General features: G+C 33.8%; 18 protein-coding genes. 7 read left to right on the top strand and 11 right to left on the bottom strand.

Annotated elements, in window-relative coordinates:
• Nucleotides 1–199 precede the first annotated feature (199 nt).
• The 3 genes from ACQQ6V_RS01185 (at nucleotide 200) to rny (ending at nucleotide 2,581) form a co-directional block, all read left to right on the top strand.
• The gene (locus tag ACQQ6V_RS01185; RefSeq protein ID WP_448843769.1) at nucleotides 200–502 is read left to right on the top strand and encodes a hypothetical protein; all 303 of its coding nucleotides are present in this window, start codon (nucleotides 200–202) and stop codon (nucleotides 500–502) included.
• A gap of 5 nt (nucleotides 503–507) precedes the next feature.
• Complete coding sequence (locus ACQQ6V_RS01180; RefSeq protein ID WP_448843768.1) at nucleotides 508–795, top strand: cell division protein ZapA; 288 nt, start codon at nucleotides 508–510, stop codon at nucleotides 793–795.
• A gap of 217 nt (nucleotides 796–1,012) precedes the next feature.
• Nucleotides 1,013–2,581: a ribonuclease Y gene (rny, locus tag ACQQ6V_RS01175; protein ID WP_448843767.1), complete on the top strand. Its 1,569-nt coding sequence runs from the start codon at nucleotides 1,013–1,015 to the stop codon at nucleotides 2,579–2,581.
• Between the two features lie 485 nt (nucleotides 2,582–3,066).
• Here rny and ggt read toward each other — a convergent pair whose 3' ends face one another.
• The 3 genes from ggt to ACQQ6V_RS01160 are packed head-to-tail and all read right to left on the bottom strand — an operon-like array spanning nucleotide 3,067 to nucleotide 6,283.
• A complete protein-coding gene (ggt, locus tag ACQQ6V_RS01170) occupies nucleotides 3,067–4,752 on the bottom strand; it encodes a gamma-glutamyltransferase (protein ID WP_448843766.1) in 1,686 nt (561 codons plus the stop codon).
• Nucleotides 4,753–4,800: 48 nt separating this feature from the next.
• Entirely contained in the window at nucleotides 4,801–5,361 is a 561-nt protein-coding gene (locus ACQQ6V_RS01165; RefSeq protein WP_448843765.1) for a pentapeptide repeat-containing protein, read from the bottom strand.
• 1 nt (nucleotide 5,362) lies between these two features.
• Nucleotides 5,363–6,283 (bottom strand): bestrophin family protein, encoded by a 921-nt coding sequence (locus tag ACQQ6V_RS01160; protein WP_448843764.1) that lies wholly within the window; start codon nucleotides 6,281–6,283, stop codon nucleotides 5,363–5,365.
• 87 nt (nucleotides 6,284–6,370) lie between these two features.
• Here ACQQ6V_RS01160 and ACQQ6V_RS01155 point away from each other — a divergent pair, with 87 nt between their 5' ends.
• Together ACQQ6V_RS01155 and ACQQ6V_RS01150 are read left to right on the top strand one after the other, a co-directional pair.
• Nucleotides 6,371–7,660, top strand: a complete 1,290-nt coding sequence (locus ACQQ6V_RS01155) for a glycosyltransferase family protein (RefSeq protein WP_448843763.1) — start codon at nucleotides 6,371–6,373, stop codon at nucleotides 7,658–7,660.
• A gap of 279 nt (nucleotides 7,661–7,939) precedes the next feature.
• Nucleotides 7,940–8,176, top strand: coding sequence for a YtxH domain-containing protein (locus tag ACQQ6V_RS01150; RefSeq protein WP_448843762.1), 237 nt, complete (start codon nucleotides 7,940–7,942; stop codon nucleotides 8,174–8,176).
• A gap of 25 nt (nucleotides 8,177–8,201) precedes the next feature.
• Here the strand turns inward: ACQQ6V_RS01150 and ACQQ6V_RS01145 are convergent, their stop codons facing one another.
• Both ACQQ6V_RS01145 and hisS read right to left on the bottom strand, forming a co-directional pair.
• On the bottom strand, nucleotides 8,202–9,002 hold the full coding sequence (locus ACQQ6V_RS01145) for a class I SAM-dependent methyltransferase (RefSeq protein ID WP_448843761.1): 801 nt from the start codon (nucleotides 9,000–9,002) through the stop codon (nucleotides 8,202–8,204).
• Nucleotides 9,003–9,226: 224 nt separating this feature from the next.
• Nucleotides 9,227–10,585 carry a histidine--tRNA ligase gene (hisS, locus tag ACQQ6V_RS01140; protein ID WP_448843760.1) on the bottom strand — a complete coding sequence of 453 codons (1,359 nt, stop codon included), beginning with the start codon at nucleotides 10,583–10,585 and terminating at the stop codon, nucleotides 9,227–9,229.
• A 190-nt stretch (nucleotides 10,586–10,775) separates the two neighbouring features.
• Here hisS and ACQQ6V_RS01135 point away from each other — a divergent pair, with 190 nt between their 5' ends.
• The gene (locus ACQQ6V_RS01135) at nucleotides 10,776–11,165 is read left to right on the top strand and encodes an acyl-CoA thioesterase (RefSeq protein ID WP_448843759.1); all 390 of its coding nucleotides are present in this window, start codon (nucleotides 10,776–10,778) and stop codon (nucleotides 11,163–11,165) included.
• A 37-nt stretch (nucleotides 11,166–11,202) separates the two neighbouring features.
• Here the strand turns inward: ACQQ6V_RS01135 and ACQQ6V_RS01130 are convergent, their stop codons facing one another.
• Entirely contained in the window at nucleotides 11,203–11,535 is a 333-nt protein-coding gene (locus tag ACQQ6V_RS01130) for a single-stranded DNA-binding protein (RefSeq protein ID WP_448843758.1), read from the bottom strand.
• A gap of 208 nt (nucleotides 11,536–11,743) precedes the next feature.
• On the bottom strand, nucleotides 11,744–12,550 hold the full coding sequence (locus ACQQ6V_RS01125; RefSeq protein ID WP_448843757.1) for a T9SS type A sorting domain-containing protein: 807 nt from the start codon (nucleotides 12,548–12,550) through the stop codon (nucleotides 11,744–11,746).
• A gap of 186 nt (nucleotides 12,551–12,736) precedes the next feature.
• Here ACQQ6V_RS01125 and ACQQ6V_RS01120 point away from each other — a divergent pair, with 186 nt between their 5' ends.
• The gene (locus ACQQ6V_RS01120) at nucleotides 12,737–14,179 is read left to right on the top strand and encodes an aminoacyl-histidine dipeptidase (RefSeq protein ID WP_448843756.1); all 1,443 of its coding nucleotides are present in this window, start codon (nucleotides 12,737–12,739) and stop codon (nucleotides 14,177–14,179) included.
• 74 nt (nucleotides 14,180–14,253) lie between these two features.
• Here ACQQ6V_RS01120 and ACQQ6V_RS01115 read toward each other — a convergent pair whose 3' ends face one another.
• From ACQQ6V_RS01115 to ACQQ6V_RS01100, 4 genes are all read right to left on the bottom strand, one after another.
• On the bottom strand, nucleotides 14,254–14,862 hold the full coding sequence (locus tag ACQQ6V_RS01115) for a DUF4230 domain-containing protein (protein WP_448843755.1): 609 nt from the start codon (nucleotides 14,860–14,862) through the stop codon (nucleotides 14,254–14,256).
• Nucleotides 14,855–15,415, bottom strand: coding sequence for a TlpA family protein disulfide reductase (locus ACQQ6V_RS01110; RefSeq protein ID WP_448843754.1), 561 nt, complete (start codon nucleotides 15,413–15,415; stop codon nucleotides 14,855–14,857). The genes ACQQ6V_RS01115 and ACQQ6V_RS01110 overlap by 8 nt, the downstream gene beginning before the upstream one ends.
• Before the next feature lie 12 nt (nucleotides 15,416–15,427).
• On the bottom strand, nucleotides 15,428–15,892 hold the full coding sequence (locus ACQQ6V_RS01105; RefSeq protein ID WP_448843753.1) for a pyrophosphohydrolase domain-containing protein: 465 nt from the start codon (nucleotides 15,890–15,892) through the stop codon (nucleotides 15,428–15,430).
• A gap of 76 nt (nucleotides 15,893–15,968) precedes the next feature.
• On the bottom strand, nucleotides 15,969–17,105 hold the full coding sequence (locus ACQQ6V_RS01100) for an acyl-CoA dehydrogenase family protein (protein WP_448843752.1): 1,137 nt from the start codon (nucleotides 17,103–17,105) through the stop codon (nucleotides 15,969–15,971).
• Nucleotides 17,106–17,459: the final 354 nt, after the last annotated feature.

Here is a 17,459-nt window from a genome sequence, read left to right as displayed (position 1 = left end):
ATCAGTAGAAATGAAATAAATTTTAACTTTTTATAAGCAGTACAATTACCAATAATATTAAAAAACAATATTTAAAATTAAAAATCATCACTAAAGTCCAACAAGATATTTCACAAACCTTAAATAAATATTAAAATTACTTGTCATTGCAAAGTATTTTTTGTTATTTTTGCTACTAGTTAGAATATAACAACTCGAAATGCTTACACAATTAGAGAATAATTTTTCCCAGCTTGAAAAGAGAATTCAGAAGATGCATAAAGCACATCAAGATTTGTTGGAAAAGTATGAAGATCTTTCTAAAGAATTAGAGCAAATGAAAGAAGATTACAATGATGAGCGCAAAAAAAATCGAGTATTAGCAGAAGAACAAAAAGAATTAAAACTTTATTCAGCAATATCTGGCAATGCAGATCATAATAGATTGATGAAAAATCATATCAATAGATTAGTAAAAGAAATAGATTTTTGCATTGCTGAATTACAAAATAGCGGTTTATAATTATTATGGATACCAGAAGGATTACAATTAATATTGCAGGAAGAACCTATCCACTTAATGTACCCGCTGCAGAAGAAGAAACCTTACGTAAAGTAGGGAAACAGATTGATAACATGATTAAAGATTTTGAAGCCAATTTTGACGTCAGAGATAAGCAAGATGCTATCGCGATGTGTGCTTTAAAATTAGGAACCAATGCCGAAGTAGCCTTATCAAACAACGAAAAAAATATTAAAAACGCTAACGACCGACTAGAAAATATCAATCGGTTATTAGAAAAGATGGAAGATTAATAACTTCCTATAACGTCTGCCTACAATAGTTCTAACACAAAGAAGTAAACTCAACAATTTAAAAATTACCGGACGAAAGTTCATTTGATGGCGTGCTGCCTTGCGCAGATTACAGAGGATGAAAAACAGTTCAAATCGTGTTTTTATGGAGTTTACTCTATAACTGGACTGTTGTAGGTTTTTTTTATGTAAAATTTTAAAAACAAACTCTATATATATGACAACTTTAATTATTGTCGGCCTAGCTTGCCTTATTATTGGTGCGATAGTAGGAATACTCTATTCTAAAAGCTCACTTAATTCTAAAGGAACTTTTATCCTAGAAGATGCTAAAAAAAGTGCCGAATCCATCATAGAAAAAGCAACTACACAAGCTGAAACTATTAAAAAAGAAAAGCAACTACAAGCTAAAGAACGATTTTTAGAATTGAAATCAGAACATGATGCCAATATCCAAAATCGTGAAAAGAAAATGCAAGATGCTGAGAAAAGAACGAAAGATAAAGAAAACAAACTTAACGACGAACTTTCTAAAGCCGGAAAACTAGAAAAAGATCTAGAAAAGCAAGTCGCAGATTACAATAAGAAAAACGAAATTGTAACTAGAAAACAACAAGAATTAGACACTGCAACAGCACAAAAAATAGAGATGTTAGAGAAAATATCTAACTACTCTGCAGAAGAAGCTAAAAACGAATTGGTAGAGTCTATGCGTGCAGAAGCTAAAACCAAAGCGCAAGCTCACGTGCAAACCATTATGGAAGAAGCACAGCTTAATGCCAAAAGCGAAGCGCGTAAGATTGTTATCCAGACTATCCAACGTATTGGTACAGAACAGGCGATAGAAAATTCAGTTTCTGTATTTAATATCGAATCTGATGAGATCAAAGGGCGTATCATTGGGCGTGAAGGTCGTAACATCCGTGCTCTAGAAGCTGCAACAGGTGTAGAAATCATTGTAGATGACACGCCAGAAGCTATCCTATTATCTTGTTTCGATCCTGTACGTAGAGAGATTGCAAGATTATCCCTACACAGATTGGTAACAGATGGCAGAATTCACCCTGCAAGAATTGAAGAAGTTGTTCTTAAAACTCAAAAACAAATCGAAGAAGAAATTATCGAAGTTGGTAAGAGAACAATTATCGACCTAGGCATCCACGGACTGCACCCAGAATTGGTTAAAATTGTTGGACGTATGAAATTCCGTTCTTCTTATGGTCAAAACTTACTACAACACTCTAGAGAGGTTGCTAATATTGCGGCAACTATGGCAGCAGAATTAGGATTAAATGTAAAACTTGCAAAACGTGCTGGTCTATTACACGATATCGGTAAAGTTCCTGAGCAAGAATCAGAATTGCCTCACGCACTTCTTGGGATGCAATGGGCTGAGAAATATGGCGAAAATCCAGAGGTTATCAATGCCATTGGTGCTCACCACGACGAGATAGAGATGACTTCTCTCCTATCACCTATTATCCAAGTTGCAGATGCTATTTCTGGAGCTAGACCAGGTGCAAGACGTCAGGTTTTAGAATCTTATATCCAACGTCTAAAGGATCTAGAAGCAGCTGCATTAAGCTTTGATGGTGTATCTAGCGCTTACGCAATCCAAGCTGGTAGAGAACTACGTGTGATGGTAGAAAGTGGTAAAGTTAATGATGAAGTAGCTCACCAATTATCTTATGATATTTCTGAGAAAATTCAAAATGAATTAACCTATCCAGGACAAGTAAGAATTACTGTGATTAGAGAAACAAGAGCGGTAAACATCGCAAGATAATCTTCAATCAAATATTATAAAATAGCTTCCTATAATTAGGAAGCTATTTTTTTTGTCATGTATTTCCTACTTTGAAAAAGTCATTGGGTTACAAACAGAGCTGATTATCTCTTCCGGAGAACTTCTTTAGATTCAAAACTTATCTTGAGATTTGAAACTTTTTTTTGGTTTAAAATTATATCAACCATTACTTTGAAATTACATTTAATCTCCTTAGATATTGCATTATGATTCAGAGTTGTCATCTTAATCATACTGTGAAGTACATCTAAAATATTAAAATTTCAGACAAAAAAATACTCAGACCAAAAGCCTGAGTTTTTTTTATTTTAAAGGTCATATACAAACTTTATTTATACGGATAAAGTTTGTAATAAAGTGTTTGTCTTTGACTTCGTCGAACCTCTTCGCTAGGTTTCCGTAGAAACTTAATTCAGCTTTGTAGAGATGATTTCAGCAAGACAAAATAATATTTTCTTAAGTAACTATTCTACACCAACAGAATCGTCGCCTCTTCCGTCTGCCACCGCATGAATATTTTTATTATCATCTATAAGGATTACTTCGGTTCTTCCAATTTGTTTTCTGCGTTCAATTTTATAGCCCATATTTTCTAGAGCTTTAACGGTTATTTCTGGGAAATTAGTTTCTACAGCCACTGTTTCTGGCAACCATTGATGGTGAAACTTCGGCGCATTAACTGAGAAATTAGCATTTAATCCAAAATCAACAACATCTACAATGGCCTGGAAAACCGATGTCGGAATTGTAGTACCACCAGGTGTACCAACTACCATTTTCACTTTGTTATTCTTTAACAAAATCGTTGGTGTCATAGAAGACAACATTCTTTTATTAGCTTTTATCGCATTAGCCTCGCCACCAACAGCGCCATACATATTAGGCACACCAGGTTTTACAGAAAAATCATCCATCTCATTATTTAAGAAAAAGCCAGCACCAGAAACTACAGTTTTACTACCGTACAATCCGTTAAGCGTTGTCGTTACCGCAACCGCATTTCCTTCTTTATCTAAAATTGAAATATGCGTAGTTTCTGTACTTTCTTTAGGTTGATTAATAATCTTACCAACATCTTTACTTGGCGTTGCTTGAGAGGGATTATAAGATGCCCAACGGTTTTTAAGATAGTTATCACTGATTAACATTTCTGTTTGATCTTTGATAAAATCAGGATCTCCCATATATTCTGCACGATCGGCATATGCTCTACGCTCGGCTTCTACCATTGGTTGTACCGTCTCGATAGAATTTTGTTGAGGATTCTTAACGTTAGCATAACTGTACATTTTGAGCATCTGAGCTAGCAAAACTCCTCCACTAGACGGCAAAGGCATAGAAATAACTTCGTGTCCTTTGTAATCAAAAATAAGAGGTTTTCTGACTTTAGTTTTATAATCTTTAAGATCTTGAGCCGTGATGATACCGTTGCCAAGCTTCATTTCGTTGACGATTAATCGAGCGGTTTCGCCTTGGTAAAATTCTTTTTCACCATTCTTATGAAGACGTTTTAAAGTCTCTGCCAACTCTTTTTGAACCAAAATATCGCCTGCTTTCCAATCTGTAGATTTAACAAAAACTGTTTGATTTTTATTATGTTTAACAAAATCAGCTTTATGATCGTTAAGTAGTTTCGCTTCTTGTTCTGTAATCGCAAAACCTTTATCAGCAAGATCTATAGCAGGCTCTATCAATTGAGAAAAGCTAAGTTTGGCGTAAGGTAGCGTCGCAAACATCCCAGATATACTTCCTGGCGTACCTACAGCCAATCTTCCGCCCTGAGAAAGATCGGTATTAGCGTTACCTTTCTTATCCCAATACATATTGTAAGTTGCTTTGTTAGGAGCAGTTTCTCGGTAATCTAAAGCTATTTTCTTCCCTTCAGACGTTGTCGCCACCAAGAAACCACCACCACCAATATTACCAGCTTGCGGATAGACTACAGCAAGTGCTAATTGCGTCGCAATAATAGCATCAAAAGCATTACCGCCTTGTTTCAAAATCTTAGCACCAGCATCACTAGCTAGTGGATGTGCCGATACTACAACACCTTTATTTTTAACTTTAACTTCTTTTACAATGTTAATATCTGTGTATTGTGCAGACACGCTCACAGAGAAAACAACGGCTATATAAAGTATTTTTCTCATATCTTTTTTATTTGTTCAAAAATACTAAGCTTTGTCTGATTATTAAAACTATTCTATGATAATATTAAGATTATTGACAAGACCAGCAAGATTATCTTTAGAAAATTTCGCTTTTTTTAGTTGGTTATGATTAGTATTAATAGAGAAATTAATTGCACTTCTAAAATCTGAATGATCCAAAATTGTCCTTTCAAATATAGAATTAGACATATTAGAGTCTGTAAAAACAGAATATGAAAGATTAGCCTCGGTAAAATCTACTTCCTTGAGACTACAATTACTGAATATTGTTTTTCTAATATCCAATTGATAAAATGATGAGTGATCCAACCAACAATCATAAAAACTAAAAGATATATTGAAAGAATGAGCTTCTTCGAAATTAATACCAATCATTTTACACATCTTGAAAGTAACTTCCCGAAATGCAGTATCTCTAATGCTTGTCATGCTAAAATTACAGTCGTAAAAGTCACAGTTAGAAAACTTAAATCCCGATAAATTAAAATTACTAAAATCGCAATTCCTAAAAATACAATTTTCATAATCTCCAGCTAACAGCTGAGAAACAATAATTTTATCAAAAGATTGATCTAGAAAATATTCCATATTAATCCACAAAATAAGTATTAGGAGACTCTAACGGTAATTGGCTAATATTTGCCTGTTCAAAAACAGAAAACTCAATGGTCTTACAAATCGAATTAAGCGCCAAATCATTTTCTTCTTCACCAAAAGGTTCGCCAATTTCTTTAATCAAAGCATCCAAAGCGATAAAAGTATAACTAATTAACAAGACAATAATAGGCATCATCCCATCTACAACATCAACCAAACCAAATGGTAGCAAAAAGCAGTAAAAATAAACCGTTCTATGCAATAATACATAATAAGAAAATGGTAACGGCGTATTGAGAATCCTCTCGCAACCACCTACAATACTAGACAATTGATTCAACTGGTTATCCAGAGAGCTCCAGACAATACTATCAATATTTCCTGATTCTTTTTGTTGATTAATCCAAGCTGCCATCAGATCCAAAATTGCAATTGGTTTAAATTTTTTATCCTTTACAAATTCAAAATTTTCTTTAGAAAGCAATCGCTCTAATTGCGACAAATCCTGATTACCACGCAACTGATAATTAAGCGCCCAACAAAAAGCGGCAATCATTTTCACAAAATCGTCTTTATGCTCTTTCGTGATATTTTGTCCATTAACAACACTTAAAATCTGCCTCGTTAACGATCTAGAATCTATCACCAAAGCGCCCCAAAGCTTACGTCCTTCCCAAAAACGATCATAACTTGCCGAGTTACAAAATCCCATAAAAATAGCTAGAGCTAAGCCTATTAACGTAAATATAGCCGGATTAAGATGAACTTTATAATCGTAAATTGTCCCTTTAAAATACAATACAACCAAAGAAAATAAGGTAATTACCGAGAGTTGAACAATTACTTTTCGCAAGACAGATCCACGCCAAATAAACAGCATTTTAAACCAATGCATCGGTTCTCTAACAATCATAATCAGGAATTTTAAAAAATTTAATTGGGGATTTTATTAAAAACAGGTAAATTTACAGAATCGATTTCACGAAGCCTAAATCCTTGAATGAAAATCTCTAAGAAAGTTTTAATTGTTACCTATTATTGGCCGCCAGCAGGTGGACCAGGCGTACAGCGTTGGCTGAAATTTGCTAAATATCTTCCCGATTTTGGATGGAAACCAATTATCTACACGCCAGAAAATCCTAATTACCCAATTGTAGATAACACTCTACTAGAAGAAGTTCCCGAGAATATCGAGATGGTAAAGACGCCAATCTGGGAACCTTATCAATTGGCAGAAAAACTGAGTAAGAAGAATAAAAAATTTAAAGCAGGACAATTTGATGTAGGGAAAAACCAATCCTTCATGGCGAAGCTTTCGATTTTTGTGAGAGGTAATTTCTTTATTCCGGATGCCAGAAAATTTTGGGTAAATCCTTCCACTACTTATTTAAAAGATTATCTCACACAACACAACATCAATGTTCTTGTGACCACAGGCCCGCCACACAGCATGCATCTCATCGGTCTTAATCTTAAAAAAGAATTACCTCACCTAAAGTGGATTGCTGACTTCCGTGATCCTTGGACAGAAATATCGTATTATAAGCATCTAAAATTAACTAAATATGCTGACAAAAAGCATAGAAATCTAGAGCGACAAGTCTTCGAAAATGCTGATATTACATTGGCTACAAGTTATCAAGATGCTGAAAATTTCAGAAAACTAGGCGCTAATGCTGTTTGTATTACCAATGGTTTTGACAACGTGAATCATCAATCTGTTGCTAAGTCACAAAAATTCTCTTTAAGTTATATTGGTGTGTTAGAACAGCTCAGAAATCCTGAGAATCTTTGGCAAACTTTAAATGAAATTTTAGCAGAAAACACTGATTTCTCTAATGATTTTGAATTGAAATTTGTAGGCAGAGTTGACGAGAAAATCCTTGAAAACATTGAAAAAACACCGCTAAAAAATTATATCAATAACAAAGGTTATCTAGCGCATCAACAATCTTTCATGGAGATGTTGTCTTCTGATCTTTTGTTAATCACCAACTTCCCTAACAGCGAATCTCAAGGCATTATCCCCGGAAAGTTATTTGAATATTTGGCAACTGGCAAACCAATTTTGTCCTTTGGTCCCAATAAGGCTGATGTTAATAAAATTCTTGATAAAACTAAAGCCGGAAAGCATTTTGATTACAATAATACAATCGATCTTAAAGCTTACATTTTAGAAATCTATACAATCTGGAAGTCCGGAGCAAGCATTAACCAAAATGCTAATATTGAAGAATTCAGCCGTAAAAAACTAACTGAAAAGCTGGCAGAAATTCTCAATTCTTTATAAAATCTATAACTAAACGCTCATCTGCGTGAGGGCGAAGCGCATTGTTGGAGCTCGTTTTTTAGGCTTTCCAGCGTAATATTGTCGCCTAAAAACAGCGACTGCGCATAGACCGACGCTGAGAGGCGGCGAGTGAGGCGCGAGCGAAGCGAGCGACCGAACGAGCCGCGAAACAGCGACACGCCCAAAAATTTAACAAAGTTTATGACAACTCTATGACTTTTGGCACGTTATTTCCTTATTAATCAGTATATTTCTTTACTAAATCAAAAAATTATAATTATGGGAAACAAAACAAATGGCTTATTGGCGTTATTAGGATTAGGTGCATTGGCGTATTGGAAGTATAAAAAATCTTCTCCTGAGGATCAACAAAAAGTGAAAGACACGATTAATACTGCAAAAGATAATCTGACAAAATTCGGGAATGATCTTAAAGATAAAGTTAACGAAACAGTAGATCAGGTAAAAACAAAAGCTGACGAAGTGAAAACTGAAGTTGAAAACGCAGCGAAATAATACTTATATAAAGTAAAAAAGACGACTATTGGTCGTCTTTTTTTGTAGCAGAAATAGCATAAACAAGCGGAACCTTATCCCCAAATTTCTCTATGATATATTTTCCTTTTTCGGTTTCTACCATGCCATTAAGACATTGATACGGCGAATAATTAAATTCTTGAAAACTGTCTAACTGTAGGTTTTGTTTTAAAATATTCTGGATAACCTCATCCAAACTGTGATTCCAGGTGATATCCGTCTGCGTAATTTCAGCGCTTTTGTCAGCGTAAGTGCCTTCATAATTTTCGACAATCGCCTGATCTTTAAAATAAGAATAGATTATTTTATCAAAATCATTATCCCAAATCCAAACCATCGGATGGAATTCTACAAAAACTAATCTTCCTCCAGGGTTAAGAAATCCAGAAATGACTTTCGACCACTTTTCTAAATCTGGCAACCAACCAATTGTGCCGTAACTTGTGTAAACGATATCAAATTTCTCATCCAAAACTTGTGGCAAATTATACACATCGGAAGCAATAAACTGAGTATCCGTGTTGCATTTAACAGCCAATTTTTGAGCTTCTTCAATCGCTTTATCCGACAAATCTACGCCTGTAACTTTGGCGCCCAATCGTGATAAAGAAATACTATCTTGCCCGAAATGACATTGAAGATGTAGTATTTTTTTTCCGTCTATGTTGCCTAACAATCCCAATTCTACAGGATTAAGAGAGCTTCTTCCTTGGATAAATTCTTCTAAGAAATAAAAATCCGATTTCATGTGGACATCTACTTTCTTGTTCCAAGTTGCTTTATTAGTTTCTAAATAATTTTCCATGTTATAAATTAATTTTTAATGATTAGTTTTATTTAATTGACTTACTTTACTCAAAATAAAAAGCAGAAAATCATTGAATACTAACCGAATACAAATATCACAAAACACTTCTACTTATCAAAGAAATCAAATTATTTTCCTGTAAATACCTAACTAACTGAAATAAAAGCACAAAAAAGCCTTTATAAATTTCTCTATAAAGGCGCTTTATTGTTAATAATAATTTACAAATCTATTTTCAAAAAATCTTCTTGTCTAACTGTTTTTTGCTCGCCAGACACGATATTTTTTATAGTTATTGTATTATTTTTAATTTCTTCTTCACCTAAAAATATCAGATTTTTTATGCCTTTTTTCTCAGCGTAGGTAAATTGTTTTTTTAGTTTTGCAGCTTCGGGATAAATTTCGGTAGCAATATTTTTCGCTCTTAGTTTTGAGATCAACTTTAAAGCTTCCAAAGTTTCTGCTTCACCATAATTAGCAAAAAGATATTGCGTATTATTGACTGCATCTTCTGGGAAAACACCTAGTTCTTCCATTACCAAATAGGTACGATCCAACCCAAACGAAATCCCAATTCCGGGAATATTTTTCACTCCAAAAACTTCGGTAAGGTTATCATAACGTCCGCCACCGCCGATTGACCCCATCTCTACACCATCCGCCTTAACTTCGAAAATAGCACCTGTATAATAATCCAGACCTCTTGCTAAAGTAATATTAAATACCAAAGAACTCGCATCTACACCAAGATCACGGGCTTTAAGAATTACAAATTCTAACTCGTCCACGCCTTGAAGTCCAATTTCTACCGCTGCAAATTTTTCTTTAAGTTGAAGTAAATTTTCTAAAGCATCTTCATTTTGGTTAAATAAGAAATCAATTTTATCAATCGCTTCTTGAGAAATGTTTTTCTCTAACATTTCTTTGATAACGCCATCTTTTCCGATTTTGTCTAATTTATCTAGAGCCACAGTAAAATCGATCAATTGCTCAGAAATCCCCGCATATTCTGCCAATCCAGAAAGAATCTTACGGTTGTTCATATGAATTGAAACTGGTACATTAAGCTGCTTGAAAGAGTTAAAATATAACTGAACCAACTCTACTTCTTGCCAAAGACTCGTACTTCCTACAACATCTGCATCACATTGATAAAATTCTCTGTAACGCCCTTTCTGTGGACGATCTGCGCGCCAAACTGGTTGTATCTGATATCTCTTGAAAGGGAAATTTATTTGACCTTGATTCATTGCGACATAACGTGCAAATGGCACTGTTAGATCATAACGTAAAGCTTTTTCGGAAATCTGCGCCGTTAACTTTTGAGAATTTTTAGATGTCCAATCTTCATCTTTCGTTTTAGAAGCGTAATCTCCAGAATTAAGAATTTTGAAAATCAAGCGATCACCTTCTTCACCATATTTACCTGTTAAAGTTGATAAATTCTCAAAACTTGGCGTCTCCAAAGGTTGAAACCCAAATAATTCGAAATTCTTCTGTAATATGTTAATGATATATTTTCTTCTATAAACTTCTTGTGCTGTAAAATCGCGCGTGCCTTTTGCTAAACTCGGTTTCATTATATTAGGAGGATTGATCTGTATTATTTGATACAAAATTAAGAATATTCTTAGACAATCGGCTTTAAGTCTTAGAAAAGCTCGGTATTTATGTTTTTATCAACTCTTTTTATAGAAAAACTGAATACTATATAGTCTATTATCATTATTCAAAAGCTTAAATTTGTACTATCAAAAATCAATTATGGAAATGAAATACCACACCAGAAAATGGGTAAAACCAGAAGATCTTAATCCTAATCACACACTTTTCGGTGGTAGACTATTGGAATGGATTGATGAAGAAGCTGCATTATATGCTATTATTCAGTTAGATAATAAAAAAACGGTTACCAAATATATGTCCGAAATTAATTTTGTAGATTCTGCAAAACAAGGTGATATCATCGAGATTGGGCTGCAACCAACTGCATTTGGACATACCTCTTTAACTCTAAAATGTGAAGTTAGAAACAAAATGACCCATCAGACAATTGTAACCATAGAAAAGATAGTGATGGTTGCATTAGGTGAAGACGGCTTGCCGAAGGCTCACGGAAAAAACCAGATAGAATATATTGCAGATCGTCTAAAAAAATAAAAAGGAAGCTCTAACAAAAAGAGCTTCCCTTTTTTCATCATTTGTTACTTAACAGTAATAACTCTTCTACCCTTATCTCTGTAATATAACGTTTTGCTCCATCTTTATCATCATATTGTCGGTATTGGAGCTTTCCTTCTATTGCGATTTCTTTTCCTTTAGGAACATATTTTTCTGCAATATCAACAAGCTTCCCAAAAATAACTAAAGTATGCCATTGCGTATCTTCTACTTTTTCTCCAGCCTGATTGGTATAATAATCAGAAGTTGCAAGGGTAACAGTTGCTCGTTTTGTTCCGTTTTCGAAAGTATGAATTTCTACTTCTTTTCCTGTGCGACCGATTAATGTCACGCGATTTCTTAAAGACATAATTGTATAATTTTAATTTAACTTTCGGAAATGAGTCGTTATATGTTTTCTCAAATCTCTTCGGTAAAATTGCATCAATATTATCTTCTTAATCGGTAGAGAAGTATTTATTATCGTTTGTAGTCGATTACAAACGGATATATTGAAAATAAAATATGGCATGAATAATCACACCATATTAGCAAACTAAAGATAGTATTGATATCTATTAATCTTTAATCATTTTAATAGTTTTAGCGCTATTTTTGCTAGCAACTCGCACCATATAAGTCCCTTTAGCTAATGAAGAAACATTTATTGACACTTTTTTTGAATTAAAGTTTTGAGTTAACACTTTCTTTCCTGAAAGATCATAGATGTTAACATTTTCTATGTCAATAGTATTATCAATATTCAAGACATCTTTAGTTGGATTAGGATAAAACGACAGTTTTGCAGTACTACTCTCTTTTGTGGCTAAGCCTGCTCTGGAAACCTTAATATTATCTAAACTCAAATAAAATTGATCTGCATCAGAAAAAGCTCTAAAAGCTATATAATAGACGCCGTCTGCTGGTACTGTAAAATCTACAGAAGCAGTATTGTATGGATAATTATAAATGTCTTCGTTAATCCATAATTGTTTTGTTTGTGCGGCAACGTTTGGAGCAGTCCCAATGAGAACTTCCATTTTTTCGCTAAACACAATATCAGTACCCATATAATCAAATTTAAGATTAATATCTTCCCCTGCTTTTAGATTAATTCCTTTAGAAAACAAGTAGCTATTGGCTGGGTTTTCATGGAAATAATAAAGCATGTATTTTTCTCCTTCTGATGGATCTGGAGTTTGGCTAGATGCTGTTGCTACTTCCCAATCATTTCCTTTACCTGCATTTACAATAGTCCAACCATCAAGATCGGAGGTTTCAAAACCGTAAGAATATGGTAAATCAACCGTAGCTTTTGATTGATTTTTCCCGTTAAATAGCGACATTACAAATAATGAAGCTGAAAATAATAAAACTTTATTCATTCTTTTAAATTTATAATAACTCACAATATACATAAATTTAATAATAAATTCGCAATACAAATACTATCAAAGTAAATTAAAATTTAACGAGATACATTAATTTTTAATCTAAATTTTAAAAATTATAAAAACCTTTACTACCTGCGATAGTTTCCGTAAATTAGCTATCTAATTTTTTATACTACTATGGAATATTCTCAAATAGAACCTAAAAATATTTGGAAAAACTTCGCATTGCTTAATTCTGTGCCGAGACCTTCTAAAAAAGAAGAACGTGTAATTGCTTTTATCAAAAAATTCGGGGAAGATCTTGGTCTTAAAACCATCGTGGACGAAGTAGGTAACGTCATCATCTCAAAGCCAGCAACAGCCGGCATGGAAAACCGACAGCCTATTGTAATGCAATCTCACCTAGACATGGTTTGTCAGAAAAATAGCGATGTTGATTTCGATTTTGAAACACAAGGCATCCAGATGTATGTAGATGGCGATTGGGTAAAAGCAAAAGGAACAACATTAGGTGCAGATAACGGCTTAGGTGTAGCATCTATTATGACTATATTAGAAAGCACAGATATCCCGCATCCAGCTCTAGAAGCACTTTTTACGATAGATGAAGAAACTGGTATGACCGGTGCTCTTGGTCTTAAAGGCGGATTATTACACGGCGATATTTTGTTAAACTTAGATACGGAAGAAGATGACGAAATTGATATTGGTTGTGCCGGTGGCGTAGACATTACAGCAACTGGGAATTTCTCAACAGAAGCTCCGTCATCTGATTTATTTAAAATTGAAATTAAAGGATTACAAGGTGGTCACTCTGGCATGGATATCCACAAAGGTTTCGGGAATGCTAATAAAATCTTAGCGCGCTTTTTGTTCGCTGGATTAGACAACAACATACAGATTGTTAGCGTAGATGGCGGTGGATTAAGAAATGCTATCCCAAGAGAAGCTAATGCAACTGTTTCTATTAATAACACTGAAGGTTTCGTTAATTCTACAAACGAGTTAAAAGCTTTAATAATAGAAGAATTTGCCAATATAGAAAAAGACCTTACAATCAATATAGAAAAAACAACGTCTACGGAAGACGCACTTTCTGTAGAAGATTCTAAGAAAGTAATTTATGCCATAACAGCTGCTCATAACGGAGTTTTCCGTATGAGTCCTGATGTAGAAGGCTTAGTAGAAGCATCTAATAATGTTGCAAGAATTGAGGTTAAAAATGGTTCTGTTAAAGTTTTAAATTTAACAAGATCATCTGTAGATTCTTCTAAAATACAAGTTGCACAACAACTACAATCTTCTTTTGAAAGTAATGGTCTAAAAACTGAATTTTCGGGAAGCTACCCAGGCTGGAAACCAAAACCTGATGCAGAAATCATCAAAATAATGACTGATATCTACGAGAAAGATTTTGGAGAAAAGCCAATGGTTGTAGCTTGTCATGCTGGGTTAGAATGCGGTATTATAGGTACCAATTACCCAGATATGGAAATGGTTTCTTTCGGGCCAACAATAAAGGGCGCGCACTCTCCAGACGAAAGAGCGAGCATTTCTTCATTACAAAAATTCTGGAAATACTTGCAAGAAGTTCTTGCCAACATTCCTGAGAAGAAATAATACAAAACACAAAATAGCCTTTCACTTATGTGAAAGGCTATTTTATTATCTTAATTTTTTAGTTGAATCAAATTTTAAAGCTGAGTTAAACTAAATGTTTGGGTTTTATCTTCTATTGTATAATCCAAAGCTTTTGCAAGAACAAAAATTTCGTTCAGATTTTGCAACAGTTGTTTTTTACTTTCTTGCTTTAATTGATCTTGATTAACACTTTTGATCATATTTTTTTTAGCAGATTCCATAATGTCATTAATATCCGATTGGCTGAAACGGTTAACGGCATAATCATCCATAAAATGAATTTTCACATCAGGAAAAATCTTAATCTCTGCTTGTGGCAACTCATTAATAATTAATTTTTTATTAATGGTATCTACATCGATTTTCATTTTCTTAAGATCGTAAGAAACCTGTGCCTTTGCTGTCGTGTACAAAACCATCTCTTTAGGCAAAACATCATAACCAGCAATAGAAAAAACTTTGCTCTTATGCGTCTGAAAACTTGAAAAATCTTGTTCTAAAACGACCATTTTGTTCATTTTAGAAATCTGATTGGTAATCAAATAATAGTCTTTGTTAATGACTGCGCCTTCTTCTTTGTGGCATCCACGCCATGCTAACAAAGAAAAAATTGTTAGTAAAACGCCTATCACAAAAGGCAAAATGGATCTAATATTATTCATGCGGTTTTTCTGCTTTGTTATCATCTTTTTTTAAGATGTTAAGCAAATCTCTTTCCAAATAGCCAGTTTCTGGAGTTTCTATAATTCTGCCCACTTCTTTTCCATACTTTTTTAGGATAATTGTAGGGACACGTTGTATGTTATATATCCCTTCTTCGCCGCTTGGAGATTCTTTTTTTCTATTAACAGCAATAATTTCAATTTTCGATGGATTATAGTTAACAGCTTCTAATATTTTTATCAATCGAGGGAATTCTCTATGACTATCACCGCACCAAGTTCCTACAAAAATGGTCATATTATAACCAGATAGCTTTTCTTTTTTGAGTTCAGAAATGCTTTTTTTATCTAAACGATAATTATTATATTCTTCATCAAACCAGTCTTTATAAGGCTCTTTTTTGAATTGATCTAAGGTCTGATGTCCCAAAAGCATTTTCCCATCATTTTGGGTTTCTACTTCTCTATTAACAACTACTTTTTGTGCATGACAAGACTGTAGGCTTAATGTTAATAATCCAGCAATCCAAAGTGTGTAACATTTCTTTTTCATGATACTTTTAATTTAAGATAAAAGAGATTTTAGGTCAGCTGGAGAGTAATTAATACTTTTAAGAACTTTATTATCTTCTTTTCGGTAAACATTATATTTTTCACCAGATTTTTCATAGAAAACCTCAACACCTTTTTCTTCGTAATTTTTAACTGTTGCGATAGCTTCTTCTTCGGTGGCACAAGCTTTAGACATATTAGAACGCTGCACTTCGTTGAAAAGGGTTGCAAATTTTTCTCCTAAACCAAATTCTAAAACAGCACCGCTTAATACATATTGCAAATCACAAAGTGCATCCGCAATCTCTACCAAATCGTTATCTGCAATAGCTTGTTTCAGCTCATTAAGTTCTTCTTGTAGTAGACTAACTCTTAGGTCACAACGATCTTTGGACGGGATCTGTGGCGTTTCTAAAATTGGAGCTTTGAAGGTTGTATGAAATTCTGCGACTTGATTAAGACTATCTAACTTTTCCACTTTAATTATAATTTTAAACAAATATAAAAAAAGCATCCCAATTTTAGGATGCTTTAATATCGAATTTAGAAATCTATTACTTTGTGATATCTCTACCGATTACTAATCTTTGGATTTCTGAAGTACCTTCTCCAATCGTACAAAGCTTAGAATCTCTATAGAATTTTTCTACTGGGAAATCTTTAGTATAACCATAACCGCCAAAAATCTGCACTGCATTATTGGATATTCTTACGCAAGCTTCTGAGGCATAAAGTTTTGCCATTGCACCTTCTTTGGTCATTGGTTTTTTTGCCATTTTAAGCGTAGAAGCTCTTTGTATTAACAATTCTGAAGCATCAATTTCTGTCGCCATATCAGCTAACATAAAATTAATCGCTTGGAAGCTAGCAATTGACTTCCCGAATTGATGTCTTTCTTTAGCATATTTAAGAGCAGCTTTATAAGCACCTCTTGCAGTACCTAAGCTTAATGCAGCGATAGAAATCCTACCACCATCAAGGATTTTCATAGCCTGCTTAAAACCCTCTCCTACTTCTCCTAATCTGTGAGAATCCGGAACACGAACGTTATCAAAAATAAGTTCGGCAGTTTCGGAAGCACGCATCCCTAGTTTATTTTCTTTCTTACCTGATGAAAAACCAGGCATACCTTTTTCTAATACAAAAGCTGTTGAATTATTTTTAGCTCCTTTTTCTCCTGTTCTTGTCATTACAACGGCTACATCTCCAGAGATAGCATGTGTTATAAAATTTTTAGCTCCATTAATCACCCAATGATCACCGTCCTTAACAGCAGTTGTAGACATACCTCCAGAGTCAGATCCTGTGTTATGTTCTGTTAATCCCCAGGCACCGATGACTTTCCCAGAAGCTAGATCTGGCAACCATTTCATTCTTTGCTCTTCGTTCCCGAATTCGTAAATATGATTAGTACAAAGCGAATTATGCGCTGCTACAGAAAGCCCAATAGATGGATCTACTTGAGATATTTCGTCCAAAATAGCAACATATTCGTGATAGCCAAGACCAGAACCTCCGTACTGCTCAGGGATTACAATTCCCATAAAACCCATTTCTCCTAATTGATGAAAAAGGTCTTTAGGAAAAGTCTGGCTTTCGTCCCAGTCCATTATATTAGGTCTTATATTTTTTTCTGCAAACTCTCTTGCGGTTTCTGCAACCATCTTTAAGCTATCAATGTTGTTTTCCATATTTATTTTTAGATTTTCAAATATATATTAATTATGCCTTTGGTCAAAATCTTATTTTTAATTAAAAATAATTATAATTTCTATTTTAAAATAACATTTAAATATTTGATTATAAGATACATAAATTTAATTAATTTACATGAAATATATTTACTTTTCTTTTTTGAGGAAATATTTCATAACAATAAAACTTACCTTAATCGTTGATAATTAACTACAATGTATTGCTTGCATTATCATATAACAAAGCGATACACATCCCTGAGATCTATCTAAAATATTACAAGTTATCATATCCTCAGAATATTATAAAATAAGCATTAAAACAAGTTTATATTATGAATTATTAATGCT

The organism is Chryseobacterium electrogenes (genome assembly GCF_053553015.1).
The sequence above is the reverse complement of the archived record's forward strand: the minus strand, read 5'-3'. Positions and strand labels throughout refer to the sequence as shown.